The organism is Mesorhizobium sp. AR07, assembly GCF_024746815.1.
Lineage (GTDB): Bacteria > Pseudomonadota > Alphaproteobacteria > Rhizobiales > Rhizobiaceae > Mesorhizobium.
The window spans coordinates 3,632,019-3,647,929 of record NZ_CP080525.1 but is presented as its reverse complement, the minus strand read 5'-3'; the positions used below and the strand labels follow the sequence as shown (position 1 = coordinate 3,647,929).

General features: G+C 62.9%; 12 protein-coding genes and 1 pseudogene. 6 read left to right on the top strand and 7 right to left on the bottom strand.

Features of this window, described 5'->3' with window-relative positions:
* Window positions 1–67: 67 nt before the first annotated feature.
* The 7 genes and pseudogenes from BPNPMPFG_RS18605 to BPNPMPFG_RS18575 all read right to left on the bottom strand — a co-directional run bounded on the left by BPNPMPFG_RS18605 (window position 68) and on the right by BPNPMPFG_RS18575 (window position 8,215).
* Complete coding sequence (locus tag BPNPMPFG_RS18605) at window positions 68–1,612, bottom strand: ABC transporter ATP-binding protein (RefSeq protein WP_258590166.1); 1,545 nt, start codon at window positions 1,610–1,612, stop codon at window positions 68–70.
* 4 nt (window positions 1,613–1,616) lie between these two features.
* Complete coding sequence (locus BPNPMPFG_RS18600; RefSeq protein ID WP_258590165.1) at window positions 1,617–2,549, bottom strand: ABC transporter permease; 933 nt, start codon at window positions 2,547–2,549, stop codon at window positions 1,617–1,619.
* Window positions 2,550–2,628: 79 nt separating this feature from the next.
* Window positions 2,629–3,723, bottom strand: a complete 1,095-nt coding sequence (locus BPNPMPFG_RS18595; RefSeq protein ID WP_258590164.1) for an ABC transporter permease — start codon at window positions 3,721–3,723, stop codon at window positions 2,629–2,631.
* A 74-nt stretch (window positions 3,724–3,797) separates the two neighbouring features.
* A complete protein-coding gene (locus BPNPMPFG_RS18590; protein ID WP_258590163.1) occupies window positions 3,798–4,790 on the bottom strand; it encodes a BMP family protein in 993 nt (330 codons plus the stop codon).
* Between the two features lie 52 nt (window positions 4,791–4,842).
* Window positions 4,843–6,153: an amidohydrolase family protein gene (locus BPNPMPFG_RS18585; RefSeq protein WP_413776782.1), complete on the bottom strand. Its 1,311-nt coding sequence runs from the start codon at window positions 6,151–6,153 to the stop codon at window positions 4,843–4,845.
* Window positions 6,154–6,352: 199 nt separating this feature from the next.
* Window positions 6,353–7,154, bottom strand: a pseudogene (locus BPNPMPFG_RS18580) (aldolase).
* A 164-nt stretch (window positions 7,155–7,318) separates the two neighbouring features.
* Entirely contained in the window at window positions 7,319–8,215 is an 897-nt protein-coding gene (locus tag BPNPMPFG_RS18575; RefSeq protein ID WP_258590162.1) for a LysR family transcriptional regulator, read from the bottom strand.
* A gap of 158 nt (window positions 8,216–8,373) precedes the next feature.
* On the opposite strand from BPNPMPFG_RS18575, the gene BPNPMPFG_RS18570 reads away from it, so the two are divergent.
* The 6 genes from BPNPMPFG_RS18570 (at window position 8,374) to BPNPMPFG_RS18545 (ending at window position 15,908) form a co-directional block, all read left to right on the top strand.
* Window positions 8,374–9,765 (top strand): nucleobase:cation symporter-2 family protein, encoded by a 1,392-nt coding sequence (locus tag BPNPMPFG_RS18570; protein WP_258590161.1) that lies wholly within the window; start codon window positions 8,374–8,376, stop codon window positions 9,763–9,765.
* A gap of 62 nt (window positions 9,766–9,827) precedes the next feature.
* Complete coding sequence (locus BPNPMPFG_RS18565) at window positions 9,828–10,691, top strand: FAD binding domain-containing protein (RefSeq protein ID WP_258590160.1); 864 nt, start codon at window positions 9,828–9,830, stop codon at window positions 10,689–10,691.
* A complete protein-coding gene (locus BPNPMPFG_RS18560) occupies window positions 10,688–11,170 on the top strand; it encodes a (2Fe-2S)-binding protein (protein ID WP_258590159.1) in 483 nt (160 codons plus the stop codon). Before BPNPMPFG_RS18565 ends, BPNPMPFG_RS18560 begins: the two co-directional genes overlap by 4 nt.
* Window positions 11,167–13,473 (top strand): xanthine dehydrogenase family protein molybdopterin-binding subunit, encoded by a 2,307-nt coding sequence (locus BPNPMPFG_RS18555; RefSeq protein ID WP_258590158.1) that lies wholly within the window; start codon window positions 11,167–11,169, stop codon window positions 13,471–13,473. Before BPNPMPFG_RS18560 ends, BPNPMPFG_RS18555 begins: the two co-directional genes overlap by 4 nt.
* On the top strand, window positions 13,470–14,585 hold the full coding sequence (locus tag BPNPMPFG_RS18550) for a CobW family GTP-binding protein (RefSeq protein WP_258590157.1): 1,116 nt from the start codon (window positions 13,470–13,472) through the stop codon (window positions 14,583–14,585). The genes BPNPMPFG_RS18555 and BPNPMPFG_RS18550 overlap by 4 nt, the downstream gene beginning before the upstream one ends.
* 399 nt (window positions 14,586–14,984) lie before the next feature.
* Window positions 14,985–15,908, top strand: coding sequence for an amidohydrolase family protein (locus BPNPMPFG_RS18545; RefSeq protein WP_258590156.1), 924 nt, complete (start codon window positions 14,985–14,987; stop codon window positions 15,906–15,908).
* The last annotated feature ends 3 nt before the right edge of the window (window positions 15,909–15,911 follow it).

Here is a 15,911-nt window from a genome sequence, read left to right as displayed (position 1 = left end):
AACTGCCCCTTTCCTCGAACGTGCCAGTAATGCAGATGACATCAAACGCTGGCGCCAGCGCTCCTGTCTAGCCCGCATGCTCCTGGCGCCCTATCGGATTCGCCATTTTACCCGCCATGAGCAGCCCCAGTTCGTCGAGCCGGGTACGGTCTGGTGGCAGTTCGCCGAGGATTTCGCCGTGGCACATCACCAGGATCCGGTCGCAGATCGCAAAGAGTTCTTCGAGTTCTGTCGAGATCAGCAGGATGGCTCGACCGCTGTCGCGCTGCTTCAGCATCTCCTCCATGACAAATTCCGTCGCGCCGATATCGATGCCACGGGTAAGCTGGTTGACGAGGATGAAATCCGGATTGCGCGCCAGCTCCCGCGCCACCACCAGCTTCTGCTGGTTGCCGCCGGAAAGGTCACCGATCGGCTGGTCTTCGTCGCGGGATTTGATGCCAAAACGCCTTATGAGATCGCGGGTATGCGCGCCGATCGCGCGTCGGTTCAGCATGCCGCGGGTGGCAAAGGGCGGCTGGTCGTAGCGCTGGAGGATGGTGTTCTCGCCGAGCGAGAGCGAGAGCACGATCCCGTGCTTGTGCCGATCTTCCGGGATGTGGGAAAAGCCGCTGGCATTGATGCGGGCGGGGTCGAGGCCGATGATGTCCTTGCCGTTGAGCACGACGCGGCCGGATTCGACCGGCAGGAGGCCGGACAGCGCCAGCGACAATTCGGTCTGGCCGTTGCCCGAAACGCCAGCGATGCCGACGATCTCGCCGGCCCGAACATCGAGGCTGACGCCGCGCACGGCCGGAAGCCCGGTTTCGCTGCGACAGGTGAGGTTTTCGACCGACAGCACGATCGGGCCGGGAGCGGCGGTGCTGCGGGGCAGCTCCATGCCGACGTCGCGACCCACCATCATGCGGGCAAGCTCCCGCGCATCCGTGTCGGCGGCCTTAACGGTGTGCACCACCCGCCCGTCGCGCATGACACTGATGCGGTTGCTGACGCGCATCACCTCGTCGAGCTTGTGCGAAATGAAGACAACCGTCTTTCCATCGGAAACGAGGTCGCTCATGAGGGCGAGCAATCGGTCGGTTTCCTGCGGTGTCAACACGGCCGTCGGCTCGTCAAGGATCAAGAGGTCGATGCCATGGAACAGGGTTTTCAGGATTTCGACACGCTGTTGCTCGCCGACGGAGAGATCTTCAACAACTGCGTCGGGCCGCACGTCGAGGGCATAGCGGTCGCTAAGCTCGCGAATCTTCGCATGAACCTCGTCCATGTCGTTGATGACCCTTAGGGCCGTCCCCCGGCCGAGAATATAGTTTTCCGCAACGGTGAGGTTTGGCACGAGCATGAAATGCTGGTGCACCATGCCGATGCGCTGGCGGATCGCCTCGCGCGGGCTGTTGAAGCGCACGGACTGGCCCTTGTAGACGATTTCGCCCTCGTCGGGCCGCACCATGCCGCAGATCATGTTCATAAGCACGCTCTTGCCTGCGCCGTTCTCGCCGAGCAGCGAATGAATCTCGCCCTCGTCGATTTCCAGTGTCACGCCGTCGCTGGCGATGATGGGGCCGAAGCGCTTGCGGATATTTTCAATCCGCAGGAAGGGTTTTGGGGACATATCCTTACCTCATATCGTAAGGCTGGCCGAGCTTGCTCGGCGCTGCACCTTTGCCGCGGACCACGACGAGCGTGATGATCGTCATGATGTAGGGAAGTGCTTGCAGGACCTGATAGGGTACGACGACAGACGCCTGCGCCTGGAGCATCAACTGCAAGGCATAGAAGAGGCCGAAGAGCAGCGAGACGAAAAAGGCCCCGGCGGGCGACCACCTTGCGAAGACGACCACGGCAAGCGCGATGAAGCCACGCCCCGACGTGATGCCCTCGACGAACTGGTTGGAATGGCCGAGAGTCAGGAACGCGCCGCCGAGCCCCGTAAGCCCCGTGCCAACCATGACCGCCGCGTAGCGATAGGCGGCGACGTTGCGGCCGGCGACGTCAACGGCTTTTGGATGTTCGCCGACCGCGCGCAGCGTCAGCCCGAAGGAGGTGTGGTAGAGCACGAGCGTGGCAAGGATGGCGACGAGGATGGTGCTGTAGACGATGAGGTTCTGGCGGAAGAAAGCCTCGCCGAGGAAGGGCAAGTCGCTGAGCCAGGGAATATGGACCGGCTGGGCGATCTCGATGCCCTTGCCGGTCGAGACGTAATAGGTGCGAAACAGGAAGGCCGTGAGGCCCAGTCCGAGCAGGTTGAGAGCCGCACCGACGACGATCTGGTCTGCCTTGATTGTGATGGTGAAGAAGGCGAAGACCAGCCCGAACAGCATGCCGCCGCCGATCCCGGCAAGAAGCCCGAGCGGGATGCTTCCCGTCGCAAACGCCGTAGCGAAGCCGCAGAAAGCGCCGACGAGCATCGTTCCTTCCAACCCGATGTTGAGCACGCCCGCTCGTTCGGAAAAGACTTCGCCGATCGAGGTGAAGATCAGCGGCGTGGCGAGCCGCCAAGCGGCACCCATCAGCGTCGCGAGGAAGGCGAGAGACATCATGTCGTCCATTGAACAGCCCCTTCGGGAGGTCGTCTAAATTACTGTTTTCACGCAAAGGCTCTGGTGCTTTGCGAGAGGTTCCATTCCTTCAAGCCACCATCCTGAGGACTTCGCGGAACTTGGCGAAGGCGACGACCGAGAGGATGACGATGCCCTGGATGACGAGCACGAGGACCTGCGGCACCTGTGATGTGATCTGCAGGACTTCCGAACCGGATCGAAGCGTCGCGAACAGCCCGCCCGACAGGATCGCCGCCAGCGGATTGTTGTTGGCGAGCAACGCGACCGCGATGCCCTCGAAGCCATAGCCGGGCGAAATGTTCTGGTAGAGCCGGTGCGTGACGCCCGCCACCTCGAAGGCGCCGGCAAGCCCCGCCATCGCGCCGCTGATACAGATGGCGATCATTACGTTGCGGCGCACGTCCATGCCCGCATAGCGCGCCCCATGCGGGTTGAGACCGACAACGCGCAGAGCAAAGCCCCGGCTGCTCCTTTGCAGGAAGATATAGAGTGCGACCGCTAGCCCCAGAGCGATGAGAATGCCGATATGGAGGCGCATGTCCGAGACGATGCGGGGCGTCCAGGCCTCGTGCACGAGCCGGGCCGATTGCGGATAGGCGGCGCTGGCATCGCGCATCGGACCGGTGACGAGATAGCTCGTCATGATGATGGCGATGTAGTTAAGCATGATCGTTGTGACGATCTCACTAGCTTGGAAACGCACCTTTAGATAGCCGGCAATGCCCGCCCAGACGGCGCCCGCAAGCGCCCCGGCCAGCATGACAAGCGGTGCATGGACCCAGACGGAAAGCCCGTCGATTCTGGTGCCGACTAGGGTGGCGGCAATCGCTCCGATGTAGAACTGCCCCTCCGCGCCGATGTTCCAGATGCTGCACCGGAAGGCGACGCAGAGTCCGGCGCCGATCAGGATGAGAGGGGTCGCCTTCAAGAGGATTTCGCCGACCGAGCGCATGTCCTGGAACGAGCCGAAGACCATCACGGTGACTATGTCACTTCCGTTGAAGCCGTTGAGCCACAGGAGAGCGGCGCCGAAGGCAAGGGCGACGAGGACCGCCGCGATGGGGATAACGGCGCTGATCGCGATTTGCGACAACGTCCGATAGAGGGGTTGGGCGGCTTGGGGATATACGTTCTCACGCACTCCCTGGTTTACCTGTTCCATGGGGTCGGTCCGGATACTGGAGTTGCGCGGATTGGTGCGCTGCGGCTGGCTCATCCGGCCGCGGCGCACGCCGGTCACTGGCCGTCGGTCTTGATCTCGCCGGCGGCGATCTTGTCGCTGATCGCCTTGACCTCGGCGCGAATGTCTGCCGTCACGGATACCGGCCCGTCGTCGCGGAAGGTGAAGGAGATGACTTTTGGATCCTTCAGGCCAAAGATGACGTTTTCCTTCGGAGGGTTGCCCGCGCGGATCGAGCGCACGACCTCAACCACGCCCTGCGCATAGTCGGCGACATAGAGGCCTAGAATGTTCTTTGGGGCGACCTGGGTGAAGTCACTGAAGATTGAGAAGGAGCGCACGTTCGGTCCGGATTCGGCGATGGCCTGGTAGCCGCCGACGGTGGCGCCCGAGGCGTTCGGCACGACGAAATCGGCGCCCTGCGAGATCATGCTCAGTGCCGCTTCCTTGGTGGCCGTCGTATCGGTGAAGTTGCCGATATAGACCTCGCTGATCGGGAAGTTGGGATCGACGCTCCTGGCGCCGTTTTTGAAGCCGGCGAAGGCCTGCTGGATCGGGGGGATTTCCATGCCGCCGACGAGCCCGGCCTTCTTGCCCATCTTCGCGGCGATGACGCCCATCAGGTAGAAGGGCTGGCTCGTATCGGTGTTGAGACCGATGACGTTGCCCTCATGAATGGCGCTCGATGAGATCAGGAAATAGGTGTCCGGGTAGTCGGGCGCGACTTCGAGCGCGGCGTCCTGGAATTCGAAGCCATGGCCGAGGATGATTTTGTAGCCTTGGCTGGCGTAGTCGCGAAAGGCTTTTTCGAAGGAGGCCGGGTTCTGTTGCAGCTCGACGTAGCTGATCTTGGCTCCGAGCTGGGTCTCCACGCCTTTCAGTGCGTTGTAGCCGATCCGGTTCCACCCCTCTTCCGAAACGCTGCCGGGCACGAGAAGGCCCATCTTGAAGTCGTCGGCATACGCAACGCCTTGCCAGGTCATTCCGGCGAGGGCCAATCCGAGGACGGACGCAAGCAGCGAGCGACGTGAAATTGCAGTTTTCTTCATTTCATTCCTCCCATTTGATTGTCGTTTCAATCCCCCCGGAGTCGCCGATCGGTTACGCGTCCTCCTTCAGCGGGCTGTTTTCGTCGCGCATCAGCGCGGTCGTCGTTTCCGAGACGAGGCGTCCCTTCGAGAAGACAAAGGCGCGATCCGGTCCGCCAGCAACCAGAGTATCGGTGTCGATGCAGTCGGTGACGACGAAGTCGGCGTGGGCGCCGGCCTGGAGGCCATAATCCTTGCCAAGGCCCATCAGGCGGGCCGGGGCCGTGGTGATCATGCCGTAGGCGGCGGCAAGCTCGTCGCCGCGCAGGTGCCCGGCAAGCAGCGTCCAGCGCGCGATCTCCAGCATGTCACCCGAACCGGTCGGCACGAACGGGTCCTGGATGTTGTCGGAGGCCGTGGCGATGGTGACGCCGGCCCTGTGCAACTCGGCAACGCGCGTCAGGCCGCGCGGCGGCAGCATCTCGCAGTCGCGGCCTTGCAGGTAGAGGTTGGCCGCCGGCAGCGTCACGACACCGACATCGAGGGCAAGAATCCGCTCGGCGATGCGCTGGAAGTCCCGGCGAGGCAGAGCGCTCAGCACGGAAACGTGACTGAACACGGTGCGCCCCTGCATGCCGAAGCGTTCGACCCGTTCGAGGGCAGCGTCCAAGAGGTGCACGCCGGCATTGAGGTGCTCGTCGAGATGCAGGTCGACGGGTTTTCCCGCCTTCACCGCGGCGGAGAACAGCATGTCGAGGTAGCGCGGCGGGTCTTCCGAAACGGCGGGCGTTCCACCGACGACATCGGCGAGCGCCACCGCGCCGTCGATGTTCTTGCCCAACCAGTCGAAGTCCTGGCCGGGATGAGGCGTCATGAAGGCGACGAGTTGGAGCGTGATGCGATCCTTCGCGCCGTCGCGGATGCCGGCCAGCGTCGCTATGCCATGGAAGCCGGCATCCTTGTCGACGTTGATATGGCTGCGGATAGCTGTCGTGCCGCGCGAGAGACATCGCTCGATCGTGCGCGTGGCGCGCTTGTGAATGTCATCGGGGCCGGCGGTACGGGCATATTTGGCGAAGGCCTCCCGGGCGCCTTGTAGCGTGCCGGAGGGATTGGGCGTGAAGCGCAGCACGCCGGTCTTGTCGAGATGTTGATGCGCATCGACAAAGCCCGGTGAAACGAGCATGCCGCTGATATCGACGCAGGCGCCGCAGGATGTGCCATCGAGGAACGGTTCGACGGCGAGGAAGCGTCCGTCCGCCCCAACGATGATATCGCTGACCGCTTGTGAGCCGTCCGAATTGATCACGGTTCCGCCACTGAGCGCGAAGGACTGACCGCGGACCAGATTTGCGAGCGACGCAGTTAGACTACCACCCACCATTCGTTCCCACTTTCTTGCTATGGCGGAAAACTAAGCACGCGCAGTTAATTTAAACAAATTCATTATTTCAATTGTTTGATAAATAATTCGCAATAATGATGCGCAAACGCCAATTTAGAAAAATAAGTCCAATCAACGAATTACGCCGTCGCCAAGGCGGCGTCGTTCCGATAGCGATGCGGCGTCGACCCTATGACGCTCAGTGCCGATATTGCGGTTCTTCCGCATCGAGCTGTCGCCGGATAGCGGCGAGATGGGCCCTGGCGGAGTCGGCGTCGCCCTCGCGCATCTGCCGGTAGGCGGCTTCCGCGACGGCTGGATCGACCGGCGAAACGTTGCGGCCCGTAGACATGGCGAGGACCTGCACCTGGGCGGCCCGTTCGAGGTAGTAGAGGTCGTCCCAGGCCTCGGCGATGGTGGGCGCCAGCACCAGCACGCCATGATGTTTCATGAACAGGATATTCGCATCGCCCACCGTCCCAGCGATGCGCGCGCCCTCACTGCGATCAAGCGCAAGCCCGTTGTAGTTCTCGTCGACGACGGTGCGGCCGTAGAATTTCAGTGCGGTCTGCCCGGCCCAGATCAGCGGCGGTCCGTCGGTCATGGAGAGCGCGGTCGCATAAGGCATATGCGTGTGGAAGGCGACCTTGGCGCGCGGTAGGCGGCGGTGGATTTCGGCATGGATGTGGAAGGCTGTCGCCCCCGGCTCGCCATCGCCCTCGACGACGCCGCCGTTGAAAATCGCAGATGAGGAGCCTGGAGGCTGTCAGTTCGCGGAAAGCATGGCCGTAAGGGTTGACGATGAAGAGATCGTCATGTCCGGGCTCGACCGCGGAAAAGTGATTGCAGATGCCTTCCTCGAAGCCGTTGCGCGCTGCCATGCGGAAGCAGGCGGCAAGGTCTTCCCTTGCGATCCGGATGGCATCGGTGAAAAGGTCGGGACGGTTGGGCCGGGCGGAATCATGCGAACGGCGGGCACGGTCATTCAGGGAGTGGGCCATGGGTGCTCCTGGTCTGATGTGGCTGGGAGCGGCGGCTAGCCGGGCAGCGCGTGGGCACCGGCCGGCCGCGCACAGCAAAAGCCAGACGGCCTTCCTGCGCCCTGCCTGCCCGCGCCTCGCGCGGTCCAGCAGCGCCATCAGATAGCGCCGAACTTTTTGCCGGGTCAATGGACGGATTTCAGCAGGAAATCGCGAAAACGCCGAGCTGCCGGGGAAAGGGAGCGGGCCCGTTTCTGAATTAGGCTGACCTCGCGCTTGATGTGCGGCTCGGTTGGCGTGCGCACGACGAGCCCCATCGAAGTCGCGAGCCGCACGACCGCCGAGGTCATGATGGCGACGCCGAGGCCGGCTTCGACCATGCCGATGATCGTCAACGGCAGAGCCACCTCCTGCATCGTCTTGTCGAGCGGCAGCACGATGCCGTTGCGCGCCAGTTCGTTTTCCAGCCGGTCGCGAATGGGATTGCCGCGCTGCGGGCCGATCAGTTTGCGGTCGGCGAGATCGGTCCAGCGAAGTTCGGGAAGCCTCACCAGAGGGTCGTCGGCATGCAGCACCACCAGGAATTCGTCGGTCGTCAGCCGGGTGCCGATGAGTTCATTGTCTTCCTCCGGCACTGTGCCGACGCCGAGATCGGCCGTTCCGTTGGCGACATAGTCCAGCACCACTTTCTCGGCCACGTCGTGCAGGGCGACCGTGATTTCGGGATGCAGCTTGTTGAATGCATTGACCAGCAGCGGGAGAAGGAGTGCGGCCTGCACCGTGCCGGCCGCAACCGAGACCTTGCCGCGGCGGAGCGCGTTCAGCTCCCGCGAGCTTTCCACCAGGCCCTCGATATCAGCGACGGCACGCGCCGCGACCGGCAAGATGTCCATGCCCGCCTGGGTGAGGCGCAGGAGCCGCGTATGCCGGTCGAAGAGGCGGAGATTGAGGTTCGTTTCCAGTTGCCGCACAAGCGTGCTTACCGCCGATTGCGACGAGCCAAGTTTGTCGGCGGCCAATGTGAACTGCCCCAGATTAGCCACGGTGACGAACGCCCGAAGCTGCTTCAGCGTGATATCCATGCGGCTCATTCATTCAGTTATTAGATGAATAAATATGATTATGCCGATTGTTTGCTGATTTGGCCAGCCGCATGATCTCCCTCATAAGGCGTGCGGTGACAAAACCACGAGGCCACGAAGCCTTACCGCGCCGGAACTATTCGCTGGGAGGAAAGCGAATGCCCAATCCTGCAACGACGGATCCTGTCGAAAAGATCTATCCCCTCGCGAGCCTTCTGGCTCTGGGCCTGCAACACGTTCTCGTCATGTATGCCGGCGCGGTCGCCGTGCCGCTCATCGTCGGCAGCGCCCTGCACCTGCCGAAGGAACAGATCGCGATGCTTGTCAGCGCGGACCTGTTCTGTTGTGGTCTTGTGACCATCATCCAGGCGGTCGGCATCTGGAATGTCGGCATCCGGCTGCCGATCATGATGGGCATCTCCTTTACCGCCGTGCCGTCGATCATCGCGACAGGCTCCAATCCGGAACTGGGCATGCCCGGCGTTATCGGGGCCGTCATAGCCTCAGGGGTTTTCACTATGCTGGCCGCGCCTTTTTTCGGGCGCTGGGTGCGGTTCTTCCCGCCGGTCGTCACCGGCACGGTCATGCTGGTCATTGGCCTGTCGCTCATGCGCGTCGGCGTAAACTGGGCGGCCGGAGGCCAGCCGATGATCAAAGGCCCGGACGGAATGATCCCGAACCCGGCCTACGGAGCGCCCTTCGCGCTCGCGGTCGCGGCGATCGTGCTCCTGTCGATCCTGCTGCTCACACGCGTCCTGAAGGGCTTCCAGTCCAATCTCGCGGTGCTAATGGGGATCGGCATCGGCTTTGCAATCGCGATTGCCGCCGGCAAGGTCGATTTCCACGGCGTGGCAGATGCCGACTGGGTGCGCATCATGCATCCCCTTGCGTTCGGTTGGCCGGTCTTCGAGTTCTGGTCGATCCTCTCGCTCTGTGCTGTCATGACGGTCATGATGATCGAATCGACCGGGCAGTTCCTTGCGGTCGGCGACATGGCGGGACGCAAGATTTCTCAAGCCGATCTTGCCCGCGGCCTTCGTACCGACGGTATAGGCAACATCATTGGCGGCCTGCTCAACACCTTCACCTACACAACCTTTGCGCAGAATGTCGGCCTGCTCCAGATCACCGGCGTGCTCAGCCGTTGGGTGGTGGCAACGGGCGGCGGCATCCTGATCCTGCTCGGTTCTCTGCCGAAGGTCGCCTTCGTCAGCGCATCGATCCCGAGCTATGTGGTCGGCGGCGCGGCCATCGTGATGTTCGGCATGGTTTCGGCGACAGGCGTCAAGATCCTGTCGAGCGTGGATTTCGCCGTGAACCGGCGCAATCTGTACATCGTGGCGGTTAGCGTCGGCCTCGCCATGGTGCCCATCGTCGCGGACAACATCTTCGACCAGCTTCCCGCGGCAGCGGGAAAATTCCTGCACAGCGGCGTGCTCGTCGGCACCTTCGCGGCAGCGCTTCTCAACGTTCTCTTCAACGGCGTACCAGCCAAAGAGCCCGTGGACTGCGAACTCAAGGACGGCGCGCCTGCGGTCGACGCCGCCTGAACAAACGACCGACATAGTCCGGCGGCGTGGCGTTGCCGGATCCCCGAACAAAGAGGAACGACATGAGGCGCTTTGAATACCATCGGGCCGAAACGTTGGAGCATGCCTCCCGCCTTCTTACCGAGCTTGGCGACGACAGCTTTCTGTTCGCCGGCGGCACAGACCTTCTGGTTGAGATCAGGGAGCGGCTGCGCCGCGTGCGCAATGTTGTCGACATCAAGCACATTCGCGGCCTTGCCGATATTACCTATGACGAAGCCCGTGGTCTTTGCTTCGGTGCCCTGGTGACGGCCGGCCGCCTGGAACGTCTGCCGCTGGTGCGCTCGCGCTATCCGAACCTTCGAGCCGCGCTCGCTTCGCTCGGCTCCATCCAGGTTCGCAACCGCGCCACCGTCGTCGGCAATATCTGTCGCGCCTCGCCCTCGGCGGACACGATCCCACCGCTGATCGCGGACGGCGCCTTGGTGCACATCTACAGCCGCACCAACATGCGGGTCATCGCGCTGTCGGAATTCTTCACTGGCCCTGGCAAGAGCGTGCTCGCAAAGGGCGAGATCGTTACTGGCATCACCGTGCCGCCGGCGCTCGAAAACAGCGGCAAGGCCTATCTGAAACATGGCCGCCGCAAGGCGATGGAACTCTCCACGGTCGGCGTCGCCGTCAGCCTCACGATGGAGGACGGCGTGTGCAACGACATCCGTATTGCGCTCGGCGCCGTGGGCGCGACCGTGCTGCGTGCCCCAGAAGCGGAAAACATGTTGCGCGGCACGGTGCTCGATGCGGCAACGGTCAAAAACGCAGCGAACAAGGCGATGGAGGAGTGCTCGCCGATCAGCAACGTGCGCGCCAGCGCCGACTATCGCCGCGACATGGTCGGCGTGCTGACGGGCCGCGCCATCAGACAGGCATTGGAGGCTTTCGCATGAAACGGATCGTCGAATTCACCGTCAACGGCGAGGCGCGCGAGATGGCGGTCGATGGCTGCCGCTCGCTGCTCGACGCGCTGCGCGACGACGTTGGCCTCACAGGCACCAAGAAGGGCTGCGACGTCGGCGATTGCGGCGCCTGCACCGTGCTTGTCGATGGCGAGCCGATCAATGCCTGCCTGATGCTAGCCGTCGAGGCGGAAGGCTGCTCGGTCGAGACCGTCGAGGGGCTTCAGCCGGGCGTCGACACGCTGCATCCCTTGCAGGATGCCTTCATGCGGCATGGGGCTTCGCAATGCGGTTTCTGCACGCCGGGCATCCTGATGATGGCCAAGAAGCTGCTCGACGACAATCCGCGCCCGAGCGACGAGGAAATCCGCTTCGGGCTCAGCGGCAATATCTGCCGCTGCACCGGCTACACCAAGATTTTCGACGCGATCAAATCCGCCGCGCGCGAGATGGAGGCAGCAAGATCATGAACATGACGACCCCTATCGAGAAGCGCGACTTCAAGATCGTCGGCAAGAGCGTTAGGCGCGACGATGTGCTTGAAAAGGTGACCGGCGAGGCGCAGTATACCGGCGACGTCAAGTTGCCCGGCATGCTGCACGGCAAGATCAAGCGCGCGGCCATTGCCCATGCGCGCATCAAGAGCATCGACGTCAGCAAGGCGCTCGCCTATCCCGGCGTCAAGGCGATCCTGACGCACGAGAATGTGCCGCGCGTGCTGCATTACGGCTCGCCGCATCCGCGCTCGGCCTCCTGCACGAAGGACCAGTATATCCTCGACGACCGCGTGCGGTTCTGGGGCGAGGGCGTTGCCGCCGTTGCCGCGATCAGCGATGAGATCGCCGACGAGGCGCTGGATCTCATCGAGGTGGAATACGAGCCCTTGCCGGCCGTCTTCGAGCCCGAAGACGCGGCCCGGCCGGGTGCGCCGCTGATCCACGACGTCGGGCCGGGCGGCAACCTGGTGCTCGATCCGGTGCGGGTCAATCGCGGCGATGTGGAAGTCGGCTTTGCCCAGGCGGATTTCGTGCTCGAAGGCGAATTTTCCGGCGGGCGGCCGCATCCGGCCTATATGGAGCCGAATGTCTGCATCGCGGACTGGGACGGCTCGAACAAGCTCACCTTCTGGACCTCCACCCAGACCTCCTTCATGGTGCGCGGCATCCTTGCCGAGGTGCTGGGCCTGCCGCTTACCAAGGTGCGCGTGCTCGTCGACCACATGGGCGGCGGCTTCGGCGCTAAGCAGGATCTGTTCCAACACGAATTCCTCTGCGCGCTGCTCGCAAAGGAGACGCGCCGGCCGCTGAAGATGGAATTCACCCGCCACGAGACCTTCGTTGCCGGCCGCTCGCGCCACCCCTGTAAGATCTGGCTGAAACAGGGTTTCCGCAATGACGGCACCCTCGTCGCGCGCGACATGAAGCTCGTCTACGATTCCGGCGCATACGGCTCGCACGGTCCGGGGGTGACGATCGTCGGCACCAATGCCGCCACCTCGCTCTACCGTTGCGAGAACGTGCGGCTGGAGGGGCGCTGCGTCTATACCAACACGCCGATCAACGGTGCCTTCCGCGGTTATGGCGTGGTGCAGAGCTATTATGCGCTTGACATCCAGATGGACGAGGCGGCCGAACGACTGGGCATGGACCCGGCGGAGCTGAAGCTGAAGAACGCGGTCCGCGCGGGCGATATCGCGCCGTCGGGCCATCCGATCCTCGGGCACGGGCTGGAAATCTGCATCCAGCACGGCGTTGAGACGATCGGCTGGAAGGCGCTGCGCAACCGTGACCGCACGCCGGACCCCAAGCGACCGCATATCCGCAACGGCTGGGGCATCGGCTGCGAAATGCATGGCTCGTCCGCCTATCCGGGCATCAAGGAGCAGGGCAATGCCACCGTGAAGGTCAACGAGGACGGCACGGTGACGCTGCTCACCGGCGCTGCCGGCCTCGGCACCGGCGCGCACACCGCGCTGGCGCAGATTGTCGCGGAAGAACTCGGCGTGCGCTTTGAGGATGTCGGCACCATCCATGGCGATACGGACGTGGTGCCGTGGGACATCGGCGCCTTCGCCAGCCACACGACCTATCTCGTCGGCACTGCCGCCAAGATTGCCGCCGGCAAAGTCCGCGCCGCCGTTCTCGAACGGGCGGCGATGAAGCTGCAAGTCTCGCCCGCCGATGTGGATCTCAGCGAAGGCAAGGCCTTCGTCATCGCCGAACCAGGCCGCTTCATGACGGTCGCCGAGGCGATGGGGCCTTCGCGCGGCATTCCCGCCGCTAACATCGTCGCGAACGGCACCTACGAGCCGACGAAATCCTATTCCTTCGCCGCACATTTCGCCGAGGTGCATGTCGATACGGAAACCGGCATCGTCGAGGTCAAGCGCGTCATACCGGTGCATGATGTCGGGCGGGTCATCCACCCGATCGCCGCACAAGGGCAGATAGAAGGCGGCATCCAGCAAGGCATCGGCCACACGCTGACCGAGGATTATCTGATCGACAAGACGACCGGCCGGTCGCTGAATGCCGGCCTTGTCGACTACAAGATGCCGCTGTCGATGGACATGCCGGAGATCGAGACGATCATCCTCGAAGCCGCACCCGATCCGGGCGGCCCCTGGGGCGCGAAGGGCGTCGGCGAGGATCCGATCATCGCCATCGGCCCGGCCATCGCAAACGCCATCCACGACGCCATCGGCGTGCGTTTCCGCCACTATCCGATCACACCGGAAGACATCCTGAAAGCCTTGAGAGAGAAGGGCGCATGAACATGCATATCGAACCTGTGAGCCAGAAACTCCCGATCACGATCCTCACGGGGTTCCTCGGATCGGGAAAGACCACTCTGCTCAACTACATCCTTACCGAACGCCACGGCCACCGGATCGCGGTGATCGAGAACGAGTTCGGCGAGGTGGACGTCGACAGCGATCTCGTGCTCGCCTCGGACGAGGAGATCTTCCAGATGCAGAACGGTTGCATCTGCTGCTTCGTCGACGTGCGCAACGACCTCATCGACGTGATGAAGAAGCTCTTGAGCCACAAGGACAAGTTCGACCACATCATCGTCGAGACTTCCGGCCTTGCGGACCCGACGCCCGTCGCCACCGCCTTCTTCGTGGACCGCAGCGTCGCCGACCAGGTCGAACTGGACGCCGTCGTGACGCTGGTGGACGCCAAGCACATCGACCAGCACCTCTACGACCCGGTGCTGGACGGCAGCGACAACCAGGCGGTCAACCAGATCGTCGCCGCCGACCGCATCATCATCAACAAGATCGACCTTGCCGGCGAGGAGGCGCTAGGCTCGCTGGAGAGCTCGCTGCGCAAGCTCAACCAGACCGCGCCGATCCTGCGGTCCAGCTACGGCGTCGTCGACCTCTCCAACATCCTCGGCGTCAACGGCTTCCGGCCGTCCTACGTGCGCGAGCGGGCGGAAATCCTCGACATCGACATGGACGACGACCACGACGCGCATCATTGCCACGACGCGACCTGCGACCACCCGGACCATGCGCATCACCACCATGGCCATGAGCATGGTCACGCCCAGGAGCCGGCCCGCCGGCCACACCAGCACGACGCGACGGTGAAATCTCACTCCTTCGTCTATCCGAAATCCTTCGACGGCGAGAAGCTCGCCACCTTCCTGAAGGATTATCTCGGCGAGCGCGGCGATGACATTTTCCGCACCAAGGGGATCGTCTCCGTCGCCAATGACGAGCGCTTCTTCGTGCTCCAGGCGGTGCACAAGCTGGTCGATTTCCGCCCGGATCACAGCTGGGGTGAGGACACGCGGAAGTCGAAGTTCGTCTTCATCGGCCGCAATCTCGACCGTGACAGCATAGACAGAAAGTTGCGCGCGTGCTTGGCGGCCTAGCGGCGCTCCCGTCGTTGCAGGACGCCTGCATAAGTCCTCCGTCTGACCCACCCGAGCGCGCTCCCAGCGCGCCGGCTGTCCTTGCAGTTTTTCCAGAAAACCTTTTAAAAATAATACGTTAGACTGAGTTTCCTATTGACGCAGCGTTCTCGTTATGGTTCCTTCACGGGCGAGTAGAAGCACCGACAATTGCTCACCGTCTCTTGGAAGATGAGGCCGCGATGTCGATGCTGACTACGAAACGAACACCTGTCGGTTTGTGCCCATGTCGGGTCCTCCGCACCGGCCGTTCTTCTCCGTCATCGGCATTTCCTAGGATCGCGGACCACGCCCGGCTTCGGCCGGCATGGCGTTCAACGCGCGGCCCCTCGACCGGACCCTCTACGACAGGAGAACCCTATGATAATTGACTTAAGCTGCTACCCCACCGATCTGGTGGACCTGGCTTGGCGCCACGACGGGCCGCCGTTCACCGGCGACAAGCTGCTGAAAATGATGGACGGCCCCTACTACGTGAACGGCAAACCGCGCCGCATCGACAAAGCCTTCATCCAGCCGCCGCAAGGCAACACCATCTACACCCACGAGGTCATGGACCTGGAAGGCAAGGCCGCCATCCGCCAGTACATGGCATATACGGAAAAAATGGTGACGCAGCATCCGGATCGCTTCCTCGGATGTTTCGTCTACAACCCGCGCTACGGCACGCAAAATGGCGCCGAAGAGATCGAACGCTACGCCAAGGAATTCGATTTCAAGATGGTGCAGCTGCAGGCGAACATGCACGCCTACCGCCCCGACCGCGCGCTCGACTGGCTGCGTCCGGCCATGAAGAAGTGCGCCGAGCTCGGCCTGATTGTGAAGGTGCACACCGGCGACGGTCCGTACTCGATCCCCACCGAGTTCTACCCGATTATCCGCGAGTTCCCGGAAGTGAACTTCATCCTGGCGCATTTCGGCGTGCAGACCGGCGGCGTCTACGTGTTCGAGCCGATGCAGATGGCGCTCGACACGCCGAGCGTCTACGTCGAATCCGGCTGGTGCCTGCAGTCGCGCATCGTCGAGTTCGCCAAGGTCCTGCCCAAGCACAAGATCCTCTTCGGCTCCGATACGCCGCCGAACGAGCCGGGCATGTGGATCAACCTTCTGGAAGTCCTCTGCCACGAGCCCCCGCAGGGCCTCAACCTCGATGAGGATACGCTGGAAGATTACCTCGGCAACAACACCGCCCGCATGATCGGCCTCGAGCCGACCAAGCCACCGGCGACCGTCGAGGAAGCCGAAGCGTATCTGCGCCAGCTCGGCGTCGCGCTCGCCGCGTAAAAT